General features: G+C 46.8%; 27 protein-coding genes and 2 tRNA genes. 1 reads left to right on the top strand and 28 read right to left on the bottom strand.

The genetic code is table 11. The annotated features are described in order from the left end of the window. Nucleotides 1-148: 148 nt before the first annotated feature. The 16 genes from C7R56_RS03220 to C7R56_RS03145 all read right to left on the bottom strand — a co-directional run bounded on the left by C7R56_RS03220 (nucleotide 149) and on the right by C7R56_RS03145 (nucleotide 12303). The gene (locus tag C7R56_RS03220; protein WP_159072139.1) at nucleotides 149-559 is read right to left on the bottom strand and encodes a ribonuclease HI family protein; all 411 of its coding nucleotides are present in this window, start codon (nucleotides 557-559) and stop codon (nucleotides 149-151) included. 79 nt (nucleotides 560-638) lie between these two features. Next, entirely contained in the window at nucleotides 639-851 is a 213-nt protein-coding gene (locus C7R56_RS03215; RefSeq protein ID WP_107995163.1) for a cold-shock protein, read from the bottom strand. Between the two features lie 115 nt (nucleotides 852-966). Continuing rightward, entirely contained in the window at nucleotides 967-1938 is a 972-nt protein-coding gene (locus tag C7R56_RS03210) for a hypothetical protein (RefSeq protein WP_107995162.1), read from the bottom strand. 116 nt (nucleotides 1939-2054) lie between these two features. Further along, on the bottom strand, nucleotides 2055-2837 hold the full coding sequence (accA, locus tag C7R56_RS03205) for an acetyl-CoA carboxylase carboxyl transferase subunit alpha (RefSeq protein WP_107995161.1): 783 nt from the start codon (nucleotides 2835-2837) through the stop codon (nucleotides 2055-2057). Beyond that, nucleotides 2834-3709 (bottom strand): acetyl-CoA carboxylase, carboxyltransferase subunit beta, encoded by an 876-nt coding sequence (gene accD / locus C7R56_RS03200; RefSeq protein WP_107995160.1) that lies wholly within the window; start codon nucleotides 3707-3709, stop codon nucleotides 2834-2836. Before accD ends, accA begins: the two co-directional genes overlap by 4 nt. A 36-nt stretch (nucleotides 3710-3745) precedes the next feature. Then, nucleotides 3746-5122, bottom strand: coding sequence for an acetyl-CoA carboxylase biotin carboxylase subunit (locus tag C7R56_RS03195; protein ID WP_107995159.1), 1377 nt, complete (start codon nucleotides 5120-5122; stop codon nucleotides 3746-3748). 1 nt (nucleotide 5123) lies between these two features. Beyond that, on the bottom strand, nucleotides 5124-5555 hold the full coding sequence (gene fabZ / locus C7R56_RS03190; RefSeq protein ID WP_086984727.1) for a 3-hydroxyacyl-ACP dehydratase FabZ: 432 nt from the start codon (nucleotides 5553-5555) through the stop codon (nucleotides 5124-5126). 18 nt (nucleotides 5556-5573) lie between these two features. After that, nucleotides 5574-6035, bottom strand: a complete 462-nt coding sequence (gene accB / locus C7R56_RS03185) for an acetyl-CoA carboxylase biotin carboxyl carrier protein (protein WP_107995158.1) — start codon at nucleotides 6033-6035, stop codon at nucleotides 5574-5576. Nucleotides 6036-6038: 3 nt separating this feature from the next. Continuing rightward, nucleotides 6039-7274, bottom strand: a complete 1236-nt coding sequence (gene fabF, locus C7R56_RS03180) for a beta-ketoacyl-ACP synthase II (protein ID WP_107995157.1) — start codon at nucleotides 7272-7274, stop codon at nucleotides 6039-6041. A 15-nt stretch (nucleotides 7275-7289) separates the two neighbouring features. Next, entirely contained in the window at nucleotides 7290-8021 is a 732-nt protein-coding gene (fabG, locus tag C7R56_RS03175; RefSeq protein ID WP_106449422.1) for a 3-oxoacyl-[acyl-carrier-protein] reductase, read from the bottom strand. 29 nt (nucleotides 8022-8050) lie between these two features. After that, on the bottom strand, nucleotides 8051-8977 hold the full coding sequence (gene fabD, locus C7R56_RS03170) for an ACP S-malonyltransferase (RefSeq protein WP_107995156.1): 927 nt from the start codon (nucleotides 8975-8977) through the stop codon (nucleotides 8051-8053). Nucleotides 8978-8998: 21 nt separating this feature from the next. Further along, nucleotides 8999-9958: an enoyl-[acyl-carrier-protein] reductase FabK gene (gene fabK, locus C7R56_RS03165; protein WP_107995155.1), complete on the bottom strand. Its 960-nt coding sequence runs from the start codon at nucleotides 9956-9958 to the stop codon at nucleotides 8999-9001. A 25-nt stretch (nucleotides 9959-9983) separates the two neighbouring features. Next, nucleotides 9984-10211, bottom strand: a complete 228-nt coding sequence (locus tag C7R56_RS03160) for an acyl carrier protein (protein WP_086984721.1) — start codon at nucleotides 10209-10211, stop codon at nucleotides 9984-9986. 25 nt (nucleotides 10212-10236) lie between these two features. Next, nucleotides 10237-11220 carry a beta-ketoacyl-ACP synthase III gene (locus C7R56_RS03155; RefSeq protein WP_107995154.1) on the bottom strand — a complete coding sequence of 328 codons (984 nt, stop codon included), beginning with the start codon at nucleotides 11218-11220 and terminating at the stop codon, nucleotides 10237-10239. Next, entirely contained in the window at nucleotides 11220-11681 is a 462-nt protein-coding gene (gene fabT, locus C7R56_RS03150; RefSeq protein WP_108032660.1) for a fatty acid biosynthesis transcriptional regulator FabT, read from the bottom strand. The genes C7R56_RS03155 and fabT overlap by 1 nt, the downstream gene beginning before the upstream one ends. Before the next feature lie 283 nt (nucleotides 11682-11964). Continuing rightward, complete coding sequence (locus C7R56_RS03145; protein WP_086628185.1) at nucleotides 11965-12303, bottom strand: DUF2187 domain-containing protein; 339 nt, start codon at nucleotides 12301-12303, stop codon at nucleotides 11965-11967. A 235-nt stretch (nucleotides 12304-12538) separates the two neighbouring features. On the opposite strand from C7R56_RS03145, the gene C7R56_RS03140 reads away from it, so the two are divergent. Further along, nucleotides 12539-12844 (top strand): hypothetical protein, encoded by a 306-nt coding sequence (locus C7R56_RS03140; protein WP_159072138.1) that lies wholly within the window; start codon nucleotides 12539-12541, stop codon nucleotides 12842-12844. 84 nt (nucleotides 12845-12928) lie between these two features. On the opposite strand, the gene C7R56_RS03135 is transcribed toward C7R56_RS03140, so the two are convergent. The 12 genes from C7R56_RS03135 to folD form a co-directional block, all read right to left on the bottom strand. Further along, nucleotides 12929-13002, bottom strand: a tRNA-Arg gene (locus tag C7R56_RS03135). Between the two features lie 268 nt (nucleotides 13003-13270). Beyond that, nucleotides 13271-13344 (bottom strand) — tRNA-Arg (locus tag C7R56_RS03130). A gap of 175 nt (nucleotides 13345-13519) precedes the next feature. Next, nucleotides 13520-14776, bottom strand: a complete 1257-nt coding sequence (locus C7R56_RS03125) for a methionine gamma-lyase family protein (protein WP_107995152.1) — start codon at nucleotides 14774-14776, stop codon at nucleotides 13520-13522. Further along, nucleotides 14760-16019 (bottom strand): GTPase HflX, encoded by a 1260-nt coding sequence (hflX, locus tag C7R56_RS03120; protein WP_107995151.1) that lies wholly within the window; start codon nucleotides 16017-16019, stop codon nucleotides 14760-14762. Before hflX ends, C7R56_RS03125 begins: the two co-directional genes overlap by 17 nt. 37 nt (nucleotides 16020-16056) lie before the next feature. Further along, a complete protein-coding gene (gene miaA / locus C7R56_RS03115) occupies nucleotides 16057-17007 on the bottom strand; it encodes a tRNA (adenosine(37)-N6)-dimethylallyltransferase MiaA (RefSeq protein WP_327229073.1) in 951 nt (316 codons plus the stop codon). Next, complete coding sequence (locus C7R56_RS03110; RefSeq protein WP_407701476.1) at nucleotides 17000-17749, bottom strand: glycerophosphodiester phosphodiesterase; 750 nt, start codon at nucleotides 17747-17749, stop codon at nucleotides 17000-17002. The genes miaA and C7R56_RS03110 overlap by 8 nt, the downstream gene beginning before the upstream one ends. 42 nt (nucleotides 17750-17791) lie before the next feature. Continuing rightward, a complete protein-coding gene (gene recN / locus C7R56_RS03105; protein ID WP_107995149.1) occupies nucleotides 17792-19492 on the bottom strand; it encodes a DNA repair protein RecN in 1701 nt (566 codons plus the stop codon). Between the two features lie 35 nt (nucleotides 19493-19527). Continuing rightward, the gene (locus C7R56_RS03100) at nucleotides 19528-20370 is read right to left on the bottom strand and encodes a TlyA family RNA methyltransferase (protein WP_107995148.1); all 843 of its coding nucleotides are present in this window, start codon (nucleotides 20368-20370) and stop codon (nucleotides 19528-19530) included. Between the two features lie 12 nt (nucleotides 20371-20382). After that, complete coding sequence (locus C7R56_RS03095) at nucleotides 20383-21276, bottom strand: polyprenyl synthetase family protein (protein WP_107995147.1); 894 nt, start codon at nucleotides 21274-21276, stop codon at nucleotides 20383-20385. 5 nt (nucleotides 21277-21281) lie between these two features. Next, on the bottom strand, nucleotides 21282-21524 hold the full coding sequence (locus tag C7R56_RS03090; protein ID WP_107995146.1) for an exodeoxyribonuclease VII small subunit: 243 nt from the start codon (nucleotides 21522-21524) through the stop codon (nucleotides 21282-21284). Beyond that, nucleotides 21499-22860 carry an exodeoxyribonuclease VII large subunit gene (gene xseA / locus C7R56_RS03085; protein WP_107995145.1) on the bottom strand — a complete coding sequence of 454 codons (1362 nt, stop codon included), beginning with the start codon at nucleotides 22858-22860 and terminating at the stop codon, nucleotides 21499-21501. Before xseA ends, C7R56_RS03090 begins: the two co-directional genes overlap by 26 nt. 16 nt (nucleotides 22861-22876) lie before the next feature. Next, the gene (folD, locus tag C7R56_RS03080) at nucleotides 22877-23716 is read right to left on the bottom strand and encodes a bifunctional methylenetetrahydrofolate dehydrogenase/methenyltetrahydrofolate cyclohydrolase FolD (RefSeq protein WP_107995144.1); all 840 of its coding nucleotides are present in this window, start codon (nucleotides 23714-23716) and stop codon (nucleotides 22877-22879) included. Nucleotides 23717-23766 lie beyond the last annotated feature (50 nt).

The following is a 23766-nucleotide window of genomic DNA, read 5'->3' as shown; positions in this document are numbered from 1 at the left end:
CAAGTCAAGGATAATCAATGACTTGCTTGCACGAAACAGCGAATGGAGGCAAGCAAAAAGGCCCTCCACGTTTCATATAAGAATGGAGAGAGCCTTTATCGAATGATGAAAATGGCATTTTGGATTCTGAATGATAGCCCATCCAGAATCATTTGTTCTTTTTTGTAAGCTGATAGAGCGCTTTTTTGGCGAGATTATCGGCTCCTTTGTTTTCCTTTTCCGGAATCCATTCCAAGTAAAAATTGGTGAATATGGCCAAATCCTGCAATGCCTCTTCCAGATACAGTTTGTGTTCCGCTTTTTTTGTATATCTTTTTCTGATCGAATCGGCAACAAGTTTACTGTCGGTGTAACAAAAAACGAGCTGATCCTGTTTGTTGCGTGCCCTCAGATGACGCAATCCGTACAGGAGCGCTTCGAACTCTGCCCGATGGTTATCCATTCTTGCCTCTAGAGGCAAGCCTATCTGCTCTTGTACCCCGTCCTCAACGACCAAAATCCCGATGGCAGCATATCCTTCTTTTCCGGTAGCTGCCCCATCCACAAATAATTTTATCACCTGATCCACATCCTAAAAAACAAAGGTGAAAGAAAATCCGGAACGGATGCCCTTCACCTTTGCGATTTACTGTTCTTTTTTATGATTCTGCCAAGACCATCACATTAGTAGCCTGTGGTCCCCTGATGCCTTCAGCGATATCGAACTGAACGCGTTGCCCTTCTTCAAGTCTTTTGAAGCCTTCTCCAGCTATACCGGTAAAATGTACGAAAATGTCGTCATCCTGTTCATCGAGTTCAATAAAACCATACCCTTTATCATTATTGAACCACTTTACTTTGCCAAATTCCATTGTACATCCTCCTTCAACACTCATTTCTTTGGAACTGCTTTCACAAAGACGGGTTACCCCTCATTATAGAGAGGAAACCCTATAGAGTCAATTATTCTGATAGCCTCGTTGGCACTTATTCGAAAAACCCAAAAAAATCAGCCAGCTTATTTTCCAATTTTTCGATTTCATCGCGGATGCTCTTTTCGCTTGGTTCGCCCGTCGATTCGGTCCCGTTGTAAATGCGGTAGAGCACCTCCAACCATTCCTTCACGGCTGGGATCGTCCTTTGTTCGAACGGATAAAGGAGGGATAATTGCATGAAGAAGGCATTCTCCATGGCATCCGCCATAGTCGGGTTTTTATTGGCGATTTCTTCTTGGATGTATGCCATTCCTTCTTTGTACGTTTTCGAGTCGATCAATGGGACCACTCCAGCCAGATCCAATTTATCTACGGTTCCGTCCAATCTGACAGTCACCGTCGGATGGAGCCCGCGTGCAAGAAATTGATGGATGATCTCTGTCTTTAGCATCCGGTGGAGATTGCTGTTCATGAGCAAACGTTGCGCTATCTTGCCGAATTGGTCATTCTCCAATTCTTTCAATTGTTGCGCGTAGAGTTGTTGCTTGTGGAACGGTTGCGTATCTATGGTTTTTTCGGCCTGGAGGATTTCTGAACTTTTTTTCAGCTTCTTCTCCAAAGTCTTAAGTTCAACTTTTTCGACTTCAGCCTCCAATTGCTCCAAAGCAAATTGATGTTCCATCGACAGACCAAAAGTATTTTTGCGTGCTTCGATTTGTTCGCGGGCCATGACGAATGATCCGGAATGCAGCAAGCCTTTCAAGAAAAGGAAATCGATGTCGTCCACCGAAATGGCGGAAGCAATATCCGGACGCATTTCGGTTATCATTTCCAGACTCTTCTCTGCTTGATCGGTCTCCTGCAGCAACATGAGATAGAGCGGGAGGATATCGTCTGCCTTTTTGATGGCAACAGCCTTGCCGATCCATTCTTCCGCAAGCTGCAGATTCCCCTCTTCAAATGCCAATAGTCCTTTTTTTAAGTATCCCTCGTAATTTAGTGGAAAAACAATTTTTTCTCCCATTTCCATCACCCCAATCTAAGCTGATTTCCTGTTAGGTCATTATATCATAAAAGCGGACGCGAAAAAAACCGCCCGCACAACTGCTGCTGTGCGGGCGGTCCATAGCTGTTCTTGAATCAATAATTACGGAATCGTTTTTGGCGTTGCTCAACCAATTCTGCTGGAGTCAGTTGCTTCAGCTCTTTCAGCTTAGCACTTAATTCCCGCTTCAGTTCCAGCATCACATCATCCGATTTCCGGGCCACTTTCCTGCGAGTTTCCATAATGATTTTATCGATGACGTCCAATGAAAAAAGATCATCCGGCGTCAACTTCATTACTTTGGCTGCTTCATCGGATCGCGAGGAATCCTTCCATAAAATCGAGGCGAAGCCTTCGGGGGATAGGACAGAATACATGGTATTCTCCAACATCCAAACCTCGTTGCCCATCGCCAGCGCCAATGCACCGCCGCTGCCTCCCTCGCCGATGAAGATGGCGATGAAAGGAACTGTCAGTTGACTCATCACTAAAAGCGATTCAGCGATTGCTTCACCGATGCCTCGGTCCTCAGAATCGACATCGCAAAAAGCGCCTGAGGTATTGATGAAAGTGACGATTGGACGATTGAATTTCTCCGCCTGCTTCATCAAGCGAATCGCCTTCCGGTAGCCTTCTGGATGCGGAGATCCAAAATTCCGGTAGACATTCTCAGTCACATCGTGGCCCTTTTGGGTTCCGATGACGGTAACCGGCATGTCATCCAGCAATGCAATCCCACCGACGATAGCAGGGTCGTCACCAAATTTTCTGTCGCCGTGGAATTCAACAAAACCTTCACAGATGGCATGGATCATTTCTGTCGCCGTCAGACGGGAGATGCTTCTTGCAGAGGTGATAATTTCTTTGACATCCTTCACTGCACTTCACCCGCCTTTTCTGCAGGAGCATGCAGCAGCAATAGATGCTGCAATGCTCTTTTCAAATCTTTTCTGGCAACAATTTTATCGATAAAGCCGTTTTCCAGCACCTTTTCAGCTGTCTGGAAACCTTCAGGCAATTTCGCTTTGATTGTCTGTTCAATGACGCGTTTGCCGGCGAAACCGACAGTCGCGCCTGTTTCAGCCAGGATAATATCCCCTTGCATCGCAAAGCTGGCCGTTACGCCCCCAGTCGTCGGATCGGTCAAGACTGTGATGTACAACAGCCCTGCTTTACTGTGATTGGAGACCGCAACGCTGACTTTCGCCATCTGCATCAAGGACATGATTCCCTCTTGCATTCTGGCGCCGCCCGAAGCAGTGAAGACAATGATCGGGAGCTTTTCTGACGTTGCGCGTTCAAACGCGAGCGTCAGCTTCTCACCGACAACTTTCCCCATGCTTGCCATGATAAAGTTCGAATCCATCACACACAAAGCAACTTTATGCTTATTGATGAATGCCGCGCCGGTTACAACCGCCTCGTCAAGTCCCGTTTTTTCTTTGGCAATCTTCAGTTTGTTCTCATACCCCGGAAAAGCCAATGGATTTTCTTCGGGCATGAGCGCGTTCCATTCATCAAAAGAACCTTCATCAACGATATTGGAAATGCGTTCATATGCCGAAATCCTGAAATTATAGGCACAATGCGGGCATACTTTATCTTTCCCCAAATCCTTGCTGTAGATCGTCTTTTGACAATTCGGGCATTTTTCCCATAAGCCTTCAGGAACGATCGGTTTCTGATCGTCTGTTTTTGAAGCGGGAACTTGAGCTATCGGAATGTAAGGACGCTTACGAAATAATTTCATTTCCTCACCTCTAGTGTGACTTCTTGACTAATTGATTTATACACTTTCCTCTTCTTCAGGTGCCCACGTTTTCAGGAACACGTTCTGAAGATATTCCGTATCGTAATCTCCGGAAATGAAATTAGGATCCTGCAGAATATCTTCCTGGAAGAATTGGTTCGTGTCGACTCCTTCGATGACCAGTTCCTGAAGCGCACGCCTCATTTTAGCGATTGCTTCGCTTCTGTCGTCGCCTTTTGTGATGATTTTGGCGATCATCGAGTCATAGAATGGCGGAATCATATATCCGCCGTACATGGCGCTTTCCACACGCAGTCCATTCCCGCCGCTTGGCAAGAACAGGTAGTCGATTTTACCGGAGGAAGGGCGGAAACCCAAAGCCGGATTTTCAGCGTTGATACGGCACTCGATAGTGTGACCGGTGATGGCAACATCATCCTGCGTAAAGGACAAAGGCTCACCGCTCGCGATGCGCAATTGTTCCTTGACGATATCGATGCCAGTCGCCATTTCGGTTACCGGGTGCTCCACTTGGATACGCGTGTTCATTTCCATGAAATAGAAACGCTGTTCCGTGTCGACAAGGAATTCGATAGTGCCTGCATTCGTGTAGCCAACATGTTTAGCCGCTCGGATGGCGACGTCCCCCATGGCTTTGCGGGTCGCTTCGGTGATGAACGTGGACGGACTTTCTTCCAACACTTTCTGATGATTGCGTTGGAGAGAGCAATCACGCTCACCCAGATGGACGACATTGCCGAATGAATCCCCTAAAATCTGCACTTCAATATGACGAGCCGGTGTGATGATCTTTTCAAGATACATGCGGTCGTCCCCGAAGGCAGCCTTTGCTTCAGCTTTCGCTTGGTTGAAGGCTGCTTCCAGACCATTTTCTTGGTAGACTTTCCGCATCCCTTTACCGCCACCACCAGCGGCAGCTTTCAGGATGACCGGATAACCAATCTTCTCTGCTTGCGCCACGGCATCTTCATATGAAGAGATGTAGCCTTCGCTTCCCGGAGTGACAGGTACGCCTGCTGCGATCATCGTTTTGCGGGCGTTTGCTTTGTTGCCCATCAGGTCGATGATGGTGGAAGAAGGTCCGATGAATCGGATATTCATTTCTTCACACATTGTGGCGAATGCACTGTTTTCCGAGAGGAACCCGAAACCTGGATGGATGGCTTGGGCTCCTGTAACGACTGCCGCACTCAAAATGCTCGTCATATTCAAATAGGAATCGCTCGCTTTGGCAGGACCGATACAAATGGCCTGAGTGGCCAACTGTGTATGCAACGCTTCGCGGTCAGCTTCAGAATAGACCGCTACCGTCTGGATTCCTAACTCATGACAAGCACGAATGATCCTTACAGCAATTTCTCCTCTGTTTGCGATCAATACCTTCGTAAACATGTTATCTACCAATGATGAAGGTCATTTCAACTTCACAAACTTTTTTGTCTCCGACAAAAGCTTGTCCATAACCGATTCCCGCAAATTTTTTCAATTTGATGATATCCACTTGCAGACGCAAAACATCGCCAGGAACAACTTTTTGACGGAATTTGACTTTATTCAATCCGCCTAGGTAAGCTGTTTGTCCTTCGAAATCCGGTAATGTCAACAATGGGATAGATCCTGCTTGAGCCAATGCTTCAACGATCAATACGCCTGGCATTACTGGTTCGCCTGGGAAATGCCCTTGGAAGAAAGGCTCGTTGATTGTAACGTTTTTGTAGCAGACGATGTGCTCGCCTGGTGTCAACTCTTCAACTTTGTCGATGAAGAAAATTGGGTAGCGGTTCGGGATGATAGCCATAACTTCTTGTGCGCTTAATAAACTCATTTTAATAGTCTCCTTTTTTTAGACGATGCGGAACAGCGGTTGGTTGTATTCAACGATTTGTTCATTTTCGACCAACACTTCAACGATTTCCCCATCGAATTCGCTTTTGATTTCATTCATAAGTTTCATTGCTTCCACCAAGCAGACTACATCGCCTTTAGCGATGATTTGGCCTTTAGTGGCATACGGTTTCGCATCCGGAGTCGGTGAAAGGTAAACAACGCCGACAATCGGAGAAGTAATGATCTGTCCTTCTTTTTTCGCAGTCGCTTCAGAAACGGCTTCTTTGATGTTTTGGACCGGAGCAGTCACTGCTGGAGTTGGAGCTGCTGCCGGAATGCTATCGTTTGACGGTTGCTTCGATTGGACCGACTTATTCTTGGACAACAAAAGTTGAAAGTCGCCTGTCTGATAATGCAATTCAGTCAAGGTTGATTCATCGATCAAGGAAATGAGGCTTTTTACATCTTCAATATTCACGTATTAAGCCTCCCATTTTTTGAAACATAGTACGGCATTATGGCCGCCGAAGCCCAAAGAGTTGCTCAATGTGTAAGTGACTTCTTTTTCACGACCGACGTTCGGGATGTAGTCCAAATCACAGCCTTCGTCAGCCACTTGGAACCCGATTGTTGGCGGCAGGAAGTCGTCCTGAATGGCTTTAACGCAGACTACCGCTTCGATACCTCCGGCAGCGCCCAATAGATGCCCCGTCATGCTCTTTGTGCTTGAGATAGCGACTTTGTATGCTTCTTCGCCGAAAGCGTATTTGATGGCAGCCGTTTCGCCTGAATCGTTTGCTGCCGTGCTCGTTCCGTGAGCGTTGATGTAATCAACTTGTGCCGGAGTGATGCCCGCTTCTTTCATAGCTTGAAGCATCGCTTTGCCAGCTCCGCTGCCATCCGCTGATGGAGCAGTCATATGGTAAGCATCACAAGTAACACCATATCCGACAACTTCACCCAAGATATTTGCGCCGCGTTCCAATGCGTGATCAAGATTTTCAAGCATCAAGATGCCGGCTCCTTCACCCATTACAAAACCATTTCTTTCTTTATCGAAAGGAATGGAAGCGCGATCTGGATCAGTGCTTGTGGACAAAGCAGTCAGTGCCGCAAAACCAGCGATGCCGATTTCACAGACCGTTGCTTCTGCTCCACCTGCAAGCATCAGGTCTGCGTAACCATGTTTGATGCTGCGGAAAGCTTCTCCGATTGAGTTTGTCGCGGAAGCACAAGCAGTGACAATGTCCATGCTCGGTCCTTTTGCTCCGAATTTGATGGCAGTATTCCCTGCCGCCATGTTTCCGATCGCCATCGGTACGAACATAGGCGGTACGCGTTTCGGTCCTTTTTCGTGCATTTTGATGATGCCGGATTCCATTGTGATGAATCCGCCGACACCAGAGCCGATGGTAACGCCAAAACGATCCGCATCGATTTTCTCCATATCGATACCGCTTTGCTCAACGGCTTGAGCGGAGGCTGCTACCGCGTATTGCGAAAACAGATCCATACGCTTGTACTCTTTGCGGTCCATATATAAGGTCGCATCGAAGTCTTTCACTTCGCCTGCGACAGAAATGCCCGTTTCGGATGCATCAAAATTAGTTATGGCAGCAATGCCGTTTTTACCGTTTTTGATGCCGTCCCAATATTCAGTGACTGTATTTCCTAAAGGTGTGATAGCACCCATACCTGTAATTACAACGCGATTCATATTTATCCTCCTGTCTTACATGTACATTCCGCCATTGACACTGATGGTCTGGCCGGTGATGTAAGTATTCTCACTTAAGAAGACAGCAGTGTTTGCCACTTCTTCGGCTTTTCCAAATCGTTTCAATGGGATTTGCGTCAACATTTGTTCCTGAATCTTCTCTGAAAGAACATCCGTCATTTCCGTTTCGATGAATCCTGGAGCAATGGCATTGCAAGTAATGCCTCTTGTTGCAGCTTCACGGGCGACAGATTTCGTCAATCCGATGATTCCGGCTTTGCTGGCAGCATAGTTGGCCTGCCCTGTATTTCCGGTTTCGCCGACGACGCTTGAGATATTGATGATGCTGCCGGCTCTTTGCTTCAGCATAAGCGGCAAAGCGTGGCGGATCATATTGAAGGTTCCCTTCAGATTCACTTGATAAGTGGCATCGAAATCCTCTTCATCCATGCGCATGATCAATTTGTCGCGGGTGATCCCTGCATTGTTAACCAAAACATCAACGGAACCGAACAGTTCTTTGGCTTGGCTGACGATTTCTTTGGCAGTCTGAAAATCGCTGACGTCACCTAAGAGTGTTTTGACAGTGACGCCGTAGGATTCCAGATGCGCAATTTTTTCTTCAGCAATCGGTTTGCGTGCGTTCAGAACGATATTGGCTCCACGTTTCGCATATGCTTCAGCGATGGCTTCCCCGATTCCTCTTGAACTACCAGTGACGATGACCGTCTTTCCTTTTAAATCCAAGACTATCCCTCTTTTCTTGTCTGATCTACTTATTTTTGCAATGCTTCAAGGGTCTTCGTGAGGGATTTCAAATCCTCCACATTATATACAGCGACCTCTTTGTTGATTTTTTTGATGAATTTGCTTAAAGTCGTGCCTGGGCCGACTTCCACGAAGGTGTCCACACCCAGTTCAACCAGCTTGCGGACGCTGTCTTCCCATAATACCGGCGATTCGATCTGACGCACCAGCAGACCCTTGATGGCATCCCTTGCTACGATGGTCGCTTCGGTATTGCCGACGACAGGTATCTTCGGTTCATCCACGTTCACCTCAGCCAAAGCCACTTCCAACTTTTCTGCTGCAGGATGCAACAGAGCTGTATGGAAAGGACCGCTGACATTCAACGGGATGATGCGTTTCACGCCTTTGGACTCAAGGATTTCGATGGCTTTATTAACGCCTTCGATTTCCCCGCCGATGACGATCTGCGTCGGCATATTGTAGTTGGCAGGCGCGACATAAGCGGTCTCGCTTGCTTCCCGGCAAGATTCTTCGATCACGGAGCGTTCCGCATTCATGACGGCGGCCATTTTGCCACGGCCGGCCGGCACTGCCTCACTCATGTATTTGCCGCGTTTCGCTACGAGCGAAATAGCCTCATTAAAAGAAAAAGCATTGGCTTTCACCAGTGCTGTATATTCTCCGAGGCTCAATCCTGCAACAAAATCTGGCTGAATTCCCTTTTCAGCTAGTAATTGATCAAGGGCGTAGCTAACCGTTAAGATTGCTGGTTGTGTATATTCAGTTAAATGAAGCTTGTCATTCTCTTGGAAACATAATTCTGCAACATCGTAACCAAGCGTTGCTGAAGCCTCATCAAAAACAGTGCGCACAACGGCATACTCGTTATAAAGTTCTTGACCCATTCCGAAATATTGCGCACCTTGACCACTATAGACAAAAGCTGTTGCCATTATTTCACCTCTATAAATTTGTTACTCAGCCCACAATTTTGCTTGGGCCAAGATAACTTCTTTGCATTCCGTCATATACTCTTGTATGATATCGTGACATGTCTGTTCCTTCGAAATCAAACCAGCAATCTGGCCGGCCATCATCGAACCGTAGTCTTTATCACCATCGACAGTCGCTCTTCTCAGAGCGCCTTTGCCCATTTCTTCAAGTTTTGCGAAGTCCGGATTTTCCTTGCTCGTCTCTTCTTTCTCGACTTGCAGATATTCTCTGGTCAATTTATTGCGCAACACACGAACAGGATGTCCGGTAATCTGACCGGTAATGACTGTGTCGATGTCTTTCGCTTTAAGGATGGCATTCTTGAAATTTTGATGTGCATTGGATTCTTTGGCAACAACAAAACGGGTCCCAACTTGAACAGCAGATGCGCCCAACATGAAAGCAGCTGCCATCCCACGTCCATCACCAATACCGCCTGCAGCGATGACTGGAATCGACACGGCATCGACAACCTGAGGAACCAGGGCAATTGTCGTTGTTCTTCCGATGTGACCACCGGATTCCATGCCTTCGACAACGACAGCGTGCGCGCCGTCTTTTTCCATTCTTCTCGCTAAAGCAACGGAAGCAACAACCGGGATGACCGTGATGCCTGCTTCTTTGAATTGGCTCATAAAACGGGCTGGGCTTCCGGCACCGGTTGTGACAACCTTAACGCCAGAAGCGATCACTGCTTCAACAACAGCATCGACCTGCGGATTCAAAAGCATGATGTTTACGCCAAAAGGTTTATCCGTCAATGCTTTCATTTTGGAAATTTTTTCCTTCGCTACATCCACACTATCATGTCCTGTCCCTATAAGACCAAGCCCACCAGCATTGGAAACGGCACTTGCCAAATCAGCATCCGCTACCCACGCCATTGCTCCTTGAATGATTGGATATTGGATGCCTAATAATTCACATAATTCTGACTTCATACAAGGCCTACTTTCCTTTTACTGCTTATTCTGCTAATTGAGCGTCAACGTATTTAACTAAATCTTCAACGGTGTTGATGCCTTCGTCTGATTCGATTTTGATGTCAAATTCGTCTTCGATGTCATTGATGATTTGGAATAAGTCCAGGCTGTCTGCGTCCAAGTCTTCTCTGAAGTTAGTTAATAATTGTACTTCTGATTCTTCCTTGTCCAATTGGTCCACGATGATTGCTTTGATTTTTTCGAATGTCATAATAAATTCCTCCAAATATTTTTTTTTAGTTTAATGATACTACGATGGCTCCCCAAGTGAGGCCGCCACCAAATCCTGTCATCAGCACCTTATCTTTGGTGCCGAGTTGAATTTCCTTGGTTTGAACAAGCTGATCCAACAGTATCGGAATGCTTGCTGCTGAGGTGTTGCCCGTTTCCGCAATGTTTGTGGCAAACAATGAAAATGGCAATTTCACTTTTTTGCTGATTGCCTCCAATAAGCGCACATTCGCTTGATGAGCCAAAATCTTCTTCAGATCGCCGTCAGAAAGATTTCCTTTCTCCATCACTTCGCGTATGACGCTTGGCACACTGCGGATTGCAAAATCGAAGATGGCTCTGCCATCCATCGTAAGGAAAGCTTGATCCTCCTGAGAGGAGTCTCCATACGGGTTTTCTACTTTCATTGTGTTCGCCACTAATGCCATATGGCGTCCACCATCAGAATGGATCGCTTCTGCAACGAAGCAATCATCTTCCGTTCGTTCCAACAACACGCCGCCTGCGCCATCCCCGAACAGGACAGCCGTAGAACGGTCTTCCCAGTTGACGACTTTGGACATTGTCTCAGCCCCGATGATCATGCCATATTGATAGAGACCGCTCTGCATCATATGGAGGCCGGTGGACAATGCATAGACAAAGCCGGAACATGCTGCATTGATGTCGAAACAGAAAGCATTTACTGCACCTATCTGTTCTTGCACTAAGCAAGCTGTCGATGGGCTAAGAGCATCCGGCGTCATTGTTGCTACTATAATGAAGTCCAGTTGGTCTGCAGTGATGTTGCCGTTTTGCAAAATTCTTAGGGCCGCTTTGCTTGACAGATCAGAAGTATTCTCATTCTTCGAAATGTGTCTACTGCGAATGCCTGTCCTTTTGCTGATCCACTCATCACTCGTGTCCATGATTTTAGACAGATCATCGTTCGTGATGATCTGTTCAGGAAGATAGTGACCTGTTGCGCTAATTTTTGAACCCAATTCCATCAACCCTGTTCCTTGATATTTTGAACTAACCCAAATAAGAAACCGTGAAGATTGTTTAGGCCTTTCAGCAAAACTTTCACTTCCTGATCTTCCATATCGCGAATGGTATTCTTTACCATCTCTCTATGGAACTTATCATGAAGACGATACAATAAGCGTCCTTTTTTGGTTAATCCTAGTTTTACGACTCTGCGGTCTTTCTCCATCCGAATGCGTTCGACATACCCCTTTTTTACCAGAGCGTTTATGGCCACCGTTAAAGTTCCCGCAGTTATGTTCAATTTTTTTGCTACTTCTGAAGTTGTATGAGTTTGATACATGCCGATTGCCTCGACAGTGTGCATCTCCTTGATGGATAAATCAGAAAATGTGCTGACACGCAAAGCACGCTCTTCGATATCCAACACTTCATTGAAGACAGCTACGAGATAAGAGTTAATTTTATCTATGGAATGATCCAAAGATAGCTCTCCTCCTTTCGATGCCCAATCAAACCACATTAGTTTGAAGGTCAAAATAGTTTGATGTTCAAACCTTTCGACTTTCAAACTATATAAAATTTTATACAACCTGTCAAGCATTTCGATAATAAATTTTCTCTTATATCTTCCGGTGTAGCAAGATTCATTGATTCCTAACTACTTTAAAACGGTTACGGCAAACTGCAGGATAAATAGCCTGCTTGGTACGGACTGTTGCGACAAAAAGAAGCGACGATGAGCGCCGCTTCTTTCCATATATGTATTAATCAACTTTAACAAACTCTTCAATGTCTTTGAAATTCACAATCGTTTTATCTTCACAGATATCCTTCATTGTGCCGGAGGATAAATCCCAATAAATTTCTACGACGGCGCTATTAGTCAATAATTTTCGGATTACCCCTACCATTTCCTGCTTGCGGAATGTAAATTTTATTTCATCACCGATTTCAGGGCGTATAGATTCCTTGATGGCATCAACGACCTCCAAAGCCTGCTCATACGACACGCCAAGTAGATTCGCAATACGTGAGTTGCTCGTACCTTTACGTAATTCGCTCTCAATCATGGTTTTCGTTTCGTTAGTAATATTTCGTACCATTTCCATTATCGCCTCACTTTTAAGAACCAGGAACTGCAACAGACTTACAAGTAGTAGTATACCACACTTTTCATGATTTAGCCTAAATTTCCACTTATTGCCTTTAACATCGACATATAACTTTCAAATTATTGACTTGTGCCCGCAATTTCATTTTATAAATGTATTAATTATCTGCTTGCTATGATGTATAATGGGGATGTGAAGAGTTTAACATTCTGTTAAGGAGGGATTTATGATGTTGAATGACCTTATTACGATACTGAAATATGAATACACAGTTCATCCAGGTGAGTATTTCAATGTGGATACCTACTGGGTGAAGAGCATGTCTGAAGTGAAGACTGTCATCATTGACCAGGATCATGTATTCACGAAAATGGTCAGTTTCTACCCGAAAAATTTTGTCATTTATTTGGAGCAGTTCCCTGATCAAAGCATCTACCGCACAAATTTCCCATTGAAGAAAATTGACAACAGCGACTCGCATGAAGTTATTTTCGACGAAGCGACAAAAAACGTCTTTGAATATCTGGATTGATTTCACAAATCATTAAAATCATTGTCACAGAAAAAGCCCGCTGTAAGGGTCACACTCCTTACAGCGGGCTTTTTTTGATTGATACGTCTCAAGAGAGATTCGAACTCCCGACCGTTCGCTTAGAAGGCGAATGCTCTATCCTGCTGAGCTATTGAGACAAAGTTGATATTCGGCAAAACAAGTTTGAATCCATTTCAAAACCGGTGTCACAAGAAATGATTATACAGCAAACCGTTTAAATTGTCACCATGATTTTGATTTTTTATCAAATAAAGTTTCACAATCGCAATAAACGGACAATTCCGCCGCGGTTTCTATCTATCGACAAGTCCATATGGCTGTAATAAGAAAAAAAACGTCGCATCCGCTTCTTCACGGATGCAACCGATTTTCTGTCATGGACTTATGATCTTAAAACAGATATGACGTCTCAAGAGAGATTCGAACTCCCGACCGTTCGCTTAGAAGGCGAATGCTCTATCCGGCTGAGCTATTGAGACAAAATTTTGAGCCGTCTGAATGACTCACAACATTTAATAGTATAGGCGGAATCGAGCTTAAAGTCAACACTTTTTCGCGGGAAGGTTTCGATGTTGGACATTTTCAGGAATTCCTTATTCCCATAAATGTGATTTTTGGGCTGAATGTGCGTGCTATTCAGCCCAGAATCACAAATTATTGTGCGAAGAACGTATCCTTCACTGCTGCAGTGACTGCCAATTTGACATGTTCATAAGTAAGTCCACCTTGAACGTATAACAGATAAGGCGGTCTGATCGGGCCATCTGCCGTCAATTCCAAGCTTGCGCCCTGAATGAAGGTTCCGGCAGCCATGATGACATCATCCTCGTAACCGGGCATATAGGCCGGAATCGGTTTGACCGCTGCGTTCACGGGGGAATATTTCTGGATCGTCTGAGCAAAAGCGATCATAGCTTCCTTGCTTGGGAGTGCGACCATTTGGATCAAATCAGTGCGCGGGCTGTCCCAAGCAGGGGTGGAAGATACGCCGCATTCTTCCAAGAGTCCAGCAGTATAGACTGCACCCTTCACCGCTTCACCGACAACATGGGGCGCCAGAAACAAACCTTGGTACATCTCCAGAAGGCTGTATAAGGAAGCTCCGGCTTCACGGCCGATTCCTGGAGTTGTCAGACGGTAGGCACACCGTTCAATCAGGTCTTCCCTGCCGGCGAGATAGCCGCCCATCTTCACGATGCCACCGCCCGGATTTTTGATGAGGGAGCCAGCAATCAGATCGGCCCCGACTTCGATCGGCTCCAGCGTTTCGACAAATTCCCCATAGCAATTGTCGACAAAAAAGACGGCTTCCGGCCCCACATGCGGCCGGATCGCTGCAATCATCTCTTTTATTTCATCGATCGTAAAGGAGGGTCTGGCTGCGTAGCCACGCGAGCGTTGAATCGCGATCATTTTTGTTTTGGGACCTATTTTCTCCAGAACCGTCGGAATATCCACTTTGCCGTCTGCACACAGATCGATATGCTGATAAGCGATATTGTACTCCTTTAAAGAGCCGATCCCGTTCCCGGTCAGACCGACAATATCCAAAAGGGTATCGTATGGTTTGCCGGTCACGTACATCAATTCATCCCCGGGCCGCAACACTCCGAAGAGCGCGGTTGAGATAGCGTGCGTTCCGGAAATGATTTGCGGCCTGACCAGAGCAGCTTCAGTTTGAAAAACCTCCGCATAGACTTTTTCCAGCGTATCGCGGCCGTCATCGTCATAGCCATAGCCTGTGCTCGGGTTAAAATGGTAATCGCTGACACGGTGCTTTCGGAAAGCCTCCAGCACCTTGCCTTGATTGAATAAAGCTTTTTCCTGTATCCCTTTAAAAACGGGCTGGATTTTGTTGTCTACTTTTTCGACTAACCCAGCCAGCCTTGCTTCTTTATTCGTCGCCTGCATCCGTTGCTTTGTCCCCTAACCATTTTGAATTGCTCTTAGCGTACCCTCTTAAACGGTAGGCGTTTGTTTCTTCTATATATTCGATGGATTCCACGAAGGTCTCTTGCTGCATTTTATTCATCGTGCGGGCTTCAGGGCCGCTGGCATCAAGGTCTTTGGTATAAGGAACCAACATTTTCGCGATTTCATCCCAGATGAAGTCCTTCAAACGGTTGATGTCGTCATCATCAAGTGCTGAAATGACGATATTTGGAAAGAGGCGCGGCTGGAAATCCGGACCGGCAAGATCGCGTTTGTTGTAGATCGTCAACATCGGTGTCTTGTCCATATCCAAATCCTTCAACAGGTCCAATACGGTTTTTTCATGTTCATCGATGAAGGAAGTCGAAGCATCGACCACGTGCAAAAATACATCCATATTACGGCTCTCTTCCAAGGTTGAATGGAAAGCATGGATCAACTGTGTCGGAAGATCCTGGATGAAGCCTACGGTATCGGTTATCGTAGCCTGGAATTGATTCGGCAACGTCAGCTTTCTTGTCAAAGGATCCAGAGTCGCGAACAACTTATCCTCTTCGAGCGTTGCTGCGTCGGTCAATCGATTGATGACCGTGGATTTCCCTGCATTCGTGTAACCGATCAAACCAATCTGGAAGACTTCGCTGGCATGGCGTTTTTCTCTTGCCCTTTGGCGGTGCAACTCTGTTTCTTCCAGTGTCTTCTTGATTTCCTGCATCTGGCTATGGATGTGTCTGCGATCGGTCTCGAGTTTAGTCTCACCGGGTCCTCTTGTTCCGATTCCCCCGCCCAGTCGGGATAAATTGGCGCCTTGGCCCATCAAACGCGGCAACAGATAACTCAACTGCGCTAAGGCTACCTGAAGTTTCCCTTCTTTGCTGCGGGCGCGCATCGCAAAGATGTCCAATATCAGTTGAACGCGATCGATGACTTTGCAATCGACACTCTCTTGGATGTTGCGTACATGTTTAGAAGAGAGTTCTTGCTGGAAAATGACGGTGTCCGCCTCCAGCTCTGCACACAAATTCACCAGCTCTTCCACTTTGCCTTTGCCGATGACTGTCCGGGAATCTTTGCGATCCCTCTTTTGGGTCAATACTCCGACAACTTCCCCTAACGCGGTTTCGGTCAATTCCGCCAGTTCTCTCAGTTGATATTCAAAGGCTTCATCTGTTTGAGTCGTCTGAACGTTAACCAGAATAACTCTTTCTTTCGTATTTTCCATAAAATTTCCAACTTTCTTTTTTCGTTCTTTTCAAACATTAGGCTAAGAACGACTCGACTGAATCTTCGATTTTCTGCATCTCTTGGTCGTTCTGAACCAGATCAAACCAAAGGATGCCGCTCATTCTGTTCCGGAACCAAGTCAACTGCCGTTTGGCATAGCGCCTTGAATTTTGCTTCAGCAGTTCTGTGGCTTCATCGAATGAGACCTCACCATTGAAATAAGCGAACCACTCCTTGTATCCGATGCCTCTTGTCGCCTGCGTCTTGGCCGGCAGCTGCTTGTCAAAGAGTGCTTTTGCTTCTTCAACCAATCCGCCTGCCACCATCAGATCAACGCGCCGGTTGATGCGCTCGTAAAGGACGCTTCGCTCGGTGTCAAGACCGATCAGCAGCGCATCATAATGAGGATCTGCTTCCCTGTCAGTCTGATCCGAGAAGCGTTTCCCGCTGAAGTGGATCACTTCCAGAGCCCGGATCACCCTTCTGCTGTTGTTCGGGTGGATCTGTTCGGCAGCTTTGGGATCCAGCTCCTGTAATTGCTTCCATATGTGCATGGCATCGGTCCGTTCCAGTACTGCTTCCAGTTGTTTCCGGTAGTTGAGATCTTCGGCAGCAACCCCGCCGAACTGCATATCGAACAAAAGTCCTTCTATATAAAGTCCCGAACCCCCGACCACAATCGGAAGCTTGCCTTTTGCGATGATCGACTCGATGGACTGTCCCGCATCCCGTTTGAAGTCGGACGCAGTGTAATCCTGCTCTACCGGAACAATATCCAACAGATGATGCGGGATGCCCTCCGCTTCTTCCTCGGTCACTTTCGCGGTCCCGATGTCCAAGCCTTTGTACACCTGCATGGAGTCCCCATTGATGATTTCGCCGTTATATTTTTTTGCCAAACGGATGCTCAGTGCGGTTTTCCCGACTGCTGTCGGACCGACAATGACCATGATTTTAGCTAACTTTTCTTTTGTTGTTTCAGACACCCTGAATCACCTTTCTCATTTGCAGTGCGCGTTCCGGATAATCGGTGATCATCGAATCGATATTTTTGCGCAGACAGACCTGCATTTCGACTTTCCGGTTCACCGTCCAAACGCGAAGCGGGATCTTGGATTGTTCGAAAGGCGGCAGACTGCGCAAAATCGAGAATTTCGGATGCCACCCCTCTACAGGGATGCCTTCGCCCAGTTCCATTTGTTGCTTCCCCTTTTTACTGAAAAGCAGGGCAATTTTCGAGTCCTCGCGCAACGCCTTGATTTTTTTCAAGGTCTCATAATGGAAACTGGAGTAGATGACCGAAAAATGGGCAAGATAAGGCTCTGCCAAAGCAAGCACCTTTTCTTCGATTGCGGGGTATTGGAACACATCCGTCTTCAATTCAACATTCAGAACGCCTGTAAAATGATTCTCGGCCAAAAGGGTCAACACCTCTTGGAGTGTCGGGATGCGGGCATTGCTGTATTGCGGGTCGAACCAACTGCCGGCATCCAATTTTTTCAATTGATCCAACGTCATATCTTTGACATAGCCTTTCCCGGATGTCGTGCGGTCCACGGTCTCGTCATGGATGACCACGACCTCACCATCTTTAGTCAGATGGACGTCCAATTCTATGCCATCGCTTGCAACTTTCAGCGCTTCCTGAAAAGACTCCAGCGTATTTTCTGGTCGTGTCCCGCGACTTCCCCTGTGCGCGATAATTTTAGTGTATGCCAATCTCCCCACTCCTTCCGGTCTGCTCCTCTGCGCAGTTCTTCATTCAAGTTCTCAGGCTTTGTTTTTTTCGGTATCGGCCAACTCCAACAATTCTTTTGCGTGGGCCAATGAAAGTTCCGTGATATCGGTACCCGCCAACATACGTGCAACTTCGTTGATGCGTTCAGGCCCGAACAGCGGTTTGACATGTGTCTTTGTCCGTTCAGCGATGATCTCTTTTTCGATATAGAGATGCTGATCCGCCATAGCTGCCACTTGTGGAAGATGCGTGATGCAGAGCACTTGCGAGTAACTTGCCACCAAGTGGATCTTATTGGCGATTGCTTGTGCTACCCTGCCCGAAACACCGGTATCTACTTCATCAAAGATGATGCTGGTGATGCCTTGCGTTTTGGTGAAAATGGCTTTCATCGCCAACATCATCCGCGAAAGTTCACCGCCGCTGGCCACCTTAGCCAATGCTTTCAGGGGTTCCCCGACGTTCGTCGCGATATAGAATTCCACGTGATCCAACCCGTTATCCGTAATCGCAATCTTCCCTGGCTGCGCATGGAAAACAGTCTTGAAAAGGACCTTTTCCATGTACAGTTCCTTTAACTGCAGTTGGATCTGTTCTTCCAGAATGACTGCAGCTTTTTCGCGGAGGGCTGTCAGTTGTTTGCCGATGGCCAGAATCTCTTCTTTTGCCTTGTTATAGTCCACGTTGAGTTTCTCGAGGTAACTTTCCCGGTTTTCGATCAGATCCAGCTCGCGGGAAATTTTCTCGTAATGCCCCAGTACCTCGTTGATTGTGTTTCCGTATTTCCGCTTCAGCTGTCGGATCAATTCCAATCGGTTCTCGATTTCGTTTAAGCGCCCTTCATCGTAGGACAATTGCTCGATCTCCGACAGTATGTCCCCGGCGCATTCCTGCAGCTGGTAATACGCTGCCGAAACCGAGGCTGCGATTGTTTGATAGACTGGATTGATGTCCTGGACTTTCTCCAACGCCGCCATGCCGAGGCCGATTTTGTCGATGCCGTTCTCTTCGCTGTTCTGCAATGAATCGTAAGCACTCGTCAAAGCTTGCATGACTTTTTGATAATTGACGAGTAGGTTCCGTTCTTCCTCCAGTTTTTCATCCTCGGCAGGATCTATTAACTGCGCTTGCTCGATTTCCTGGATTTGGAAAGTCAGCAGGTCAATTCTTTGGACTGTTTCTTTCTCGTCAGTCTTCAATTGGATCAATTGCTTGCGTGTATCCACATATTGGGAATAGGTATGGATGTAAAGCGTTTTGACCTCTTTCAGTTCATTCCCGGCAAATTGATCCAGCAGATCGATATGTTTTTGCGGATCCATCAATTCTTGATGCTCGTTCTGCCCATGGATATCGATCAGCGTTTCACCGACCTCGCGCAGAGTCGCGACCGTTACGATGGTTCCGTTGACGCGGGAAATATTTTTTCCGTTCCGGGAAAGTTCCCGCTGCAGCAGAACTTGGTTCCCATCCGCTTCGATTCCATACGATTCCAGCACAGCCAGTGTCTTGGCGTTTTCGGGAATATTGAATAGCCCTTGAATGACCGTCTTGTTTTCGCCGTATCGAATCAAATCGTTGGATCCTCTTCCGCCGGCCAACAGACCTACGGCATCAATGATGATGGATTTCCCGGCTCCGGTTTCCCCCGTCAGCACGGTCATCCCCTCATCAAAACTCACTTGAAGATTTTCAATTATCGCAAAATTTTTAATGGACAACTCTTGTAACATTCCGCATTCCCCTTCGCAACAGTTCCTTGAAACACCTATTTATCGGAAATTGAGATCGATTTGCTTTTCAGCTGCAGATAAGCCTCTTTAACCACTTGCGGGCTATCGATTTCTGGAGAGATGATACCCGGTGCATGACCATTGGCCTGCAAATGGACCAAAAATTCGATGTTTCCGGTTCCTCCAGTGATAGGCGAAAAGCTCAGATTTTTCACATCAAATCCGGTCAGGGAAGCAAACTCCAAGATATCCCGCAACACTTCATTATGGACTGCCGGGTCACTAACGATGCCTTTTTTGCCGATTTTCCCTCTTCCGGCTTCGAATTGCGGTTTGATCAGTGCAACGACGTCTCCGCCGACTACGATGATTTCCTTCAGAACCGGCAAAATCAGTTTCAAAGAAATGAAGGATACATCAATGGAAGCCATCTCTGGCTGTCCTTTTTCAAAATCCTGCAATTTGCTGTAACGGAAATTCACCCGTTCCATCACCTCAACCCGTTCATCCTGGCGCAATTTCCAATCCAATTGATTGTAGCCGACATCCAACGCATAACAAAGCTTAGCCCCATTTTGAAGCGCGACATCCGTAAAACCGCCAGTCGAGCTGCCGATATCCAAAAAGATTTTATCCCTGGGATCCACTCGGAATAATCCGATTGCTTTTTCAAGCTTCAATCCGCCACGGCTGACGTATTTCAATGTTTCTCCCTTTATGTGGAGGGTTTTCTCGACGGAAATTTTTTCGCCCGGTTTGTCGTAACGCTGGTTGTTTTCGTCATAGATTTGCCCTGCCATGATCAATCTTTTGGCTTTTTCACGGGAATCTGTCAAGCCTTGTTGTACTACAAGTAAATCCAATCTTTCTTTTTCCATGGTAATCTCCCGTTATATTCTGACGTAATCCAATAATTGGCGGAATACATTTATTTTATCCTCGGCATCGCCATAGGACAGCGCCACTCGATCCAGACAGTCTTCTGCTTGGTGGATGACGCCGTTCAGTTCCTGGATGGCTCCGGTGACACCCAATAAGGATGGGTATGTATTTTTATTCAACTCGGCATCGTGATGGATGGTTTTGCCTGTCTCAGCCTCATCCAATACGACATCCTTCAGGTCATTGTGGATCTGGTAAGCCAAACCCAAGTATCTGGAAAACTCTTCCATTTCGGTTGTGAATGGTTCATCCGCATCCGCGATGAGGCATCCCGCTGTGACAGCGTATCTTATCAATGCGCCGGTTTTTTTATCGTGCACTTGTTTCAATTCTTCGAGTGTCAGAGTCTTCTTTTCGCCCTCAACATCATCCATCTGTCCTGCGATCATTCCGTTCGGACCTGAGGCTTTCGCCAACAAGCCGATCAGTTTGACTTTTTTGTCTGCCGAAATGACAGAGGATTCCGCAAGGGTCTCGAAAGCAGCCGTCAACAAGGCGTCACCCGCAAGGATTGCGGTGGATTCTCCGAATACCTTATGCGAAGTCAAACGTCCGCGTCTGTAATCATCATTATCCATGGCCGGCAGGTCATCGTGGATCAGGGAATAAGTATGGATATATTCCAAAGCGGCTGCGGCTGCAAAGCCATCCGAAATCTCGCCGCCTGCCAGCGAAAGGGTCGCCAACACTAAAAGAGGGCGAATTCTTTTTCCGCCCCCCATTAAAGAATACGCCATCGCTTTGTGCAGATTTTCTTGCGAAGGCACATATGCATCCAATTCCGAGTAGAGGTAAGCATCGAATCGAGGCATCCATTCCGATTGAAATTCGCTGAGATTCATGCTTGTCATTCTCCTTCAGTTTGGGCTGTCTGCTCTTCAAAATTCGCTTCCGAACCATCCGGGTTGACGATTTTCGTCAACGTCTTTTCTGCATTGTTCAAAGTGTCTTGGCAATACTTGCTGAGGTCCATCCCGACCTTGAATTGCTCCAATGCCTCTTCCAGTGGAACATCACCTGCTTCCAGTCTGGTTACAATAGCTTCTAATTGGTTCATTGCTTCTTCAAAACTTACTTTCTTTTCGGCCATAATCATTTTCCTCCACCACTTGTTTTACTTCTGCGTCGGCATAACCGTCTGAAAAATTCACTTTCAATTTATCGCCGCTACGCAACTCTTTGACGGATGCGATTACGTTCCCGTCTTTTGTCGTATACGTGTATCCGCGCGACATGATCTTCAATGGACTCAACAAGTCCAATGATTGCATAGATGATATCATGCGTATTTCCTTCTGTTTCAGATAGCGATCCATGGCCCTTTGCAGTTCACCGGTGATCTGTTGCCTGCGATTGCTGGCCAGCTGCACTTCCCTTGCAGGATTGCGGTTTTCAAGGCGCAACTGCAATCGCTGCAGCTCATTGGAGCGCAAATGGATCTGCTGCTGCATTTGATTGGTCAGGCGTTGTTGTACCTGGTCCGCTTTGATGGCATAACCTTCATACATCCTCTCCGGTTGTCTGAAGATATAGGATTGTAGGGCACGATTCAAGCGTTGCTGTTGCATCGTGTGCAGATGCCGCATCTTTTGATAGAGCCTGTTGTCGATCTGATGGATATAACGGATGACATCGTTCAACACCGGCACAGACAACTCCGCCGCTGCTGTTGGAGTAGCGGCGCGTACATCCGCAACAAAGTCGGCCAACGTTGTATCTGTTTCATGCCCTACAGAAGAAATGACCGGGGCACTCATGGCCGCGATTTGGCGGACGACTGTTTCCTCGTTGAAGGACCAAAGATCTTCGATGGAGCCGCCACCCCTTGCGACGATGACCACATCAAAATCACCTTTATTCTCAATTGCTTGAAGATTCTTTATGATGTTGGCGGCGGAATCCTTTCCTTGCACAATGGTCGGATAGAGCACGAGTTGGACAATCGGATATCTTCTTTTCACAGTCGTCATGATGTCCCGGATGACTGCACCGCTTGGGCTGGTCACAATGGCGATGCGTTTCGGAAATAGTGGGAGCTGTTTCTTCGGCAGGGAAAACAACCCTTCGCGCGCTAATTTCTCCTTCAGTTCCGAGAACGCTTGGTACAAAGCACCGACGCCATCGGGTTCCATATGTTCGACCATGATATTGTAGGTTCCGCCCGATTCGTAGACATTCACCCGTCCGATGAGCATGACCTTCATCCCTTCCTTGGGTTTGAAGGTCAACTTGTCGAATCTGCCTTTGTACATCACTGCTGAGATGACAGCATGGTCATCCTTCAGGCTGAAGTATTGATGGCCCGGACGCGGACGATAATTGGATATTTCACCAGTAAGGTAGACACGCTCGAGATAGGGATCGGCATCAAATTTTCTTTTGATGTATTTGGTTAAAGCGGTGACGCTGAGATAGACAGGTTCCAACTTTGTGCCTCCTTGATTATTTTGCTTTATCGATTGTTTGTTGCAACAGCATCGTGATGGTCATCGGACCGACACCACCTGGAACTGGTGTGATGTGGCTTGCGATGCCCATTGCAGCAGCAGTATCCACGTCGCCGATCAATTTGCCTTCCGCACTGCGGTTCATCCCTACATCGATGACGACTGCGCCCTCTTTGATGAAATCAGCAGTGACGAAATGGCCTCTGCCGATCGCCGCAACCAGAATATCGGCTTCTTTAGCCAATTCTTTCAGGTTTTTAGTGCGGGAATGGGCGATTGTGACTGTCGCGTTTTCGTTCATAAGCATGATGGACATCGGTTTACCGACGATATTGCTGCGGCCGATTACCAATGCTTTTTTACCTTCAAGTTCAATGTTGTATTCTTCCAAAATCTTCATGATGCCGTACGGTGTGCAAGGCAAAGCCGATTCATTGCCGAGGAAGAAGTTCCCGACATTCATCGGATGGAAACCATCCACGTCTTTCTCATAACGGATGGCGCGCAAAACTTTTTGTTCATCTATGTGTTTCGGCAAAGGCAACTGGACCAGAATGCCGTGCATGCTGTCATCTTGGTTCTGCTTTTCAACTTCTGCCAGGAGATCTGCTTCGGAAATATCTGCCGCAAGACGAACGACACGCGAATTCATACCCATTGCTGCGGACTGCTTCTCTTTATTGCGGACATAAACTTGACTCGCTTTATCCTCGCCGACCAAAATGACGCAAAGACCCGGGGTTTTCCCTTCTGCTGTCAATGCTGCTACCTGTTCTTTCATCTGATCCTGCATTTTTTTGGCTAAGCCTTTTCCATCCATGATAATCGTTTCCATTAATCAATCTCCTTTTCCTTGGTGTTACCGTCTATTTTAACATATTATCT

The organism is Trichococcus paludicola (assembly GCF_003052295.1).
In the GTDB taxonomy this organism is placed as follows: domain Bacteria; phylum Bacillota; class Bacilli; order Lactobacillales; family Aerococcaceae; genus Trichococcus; species Trichococcus paludicola.
Note: the sequence above shows the minus strand (reverse complement) of the source record. Positions and strands in the feature narration are given on the sequence as shown.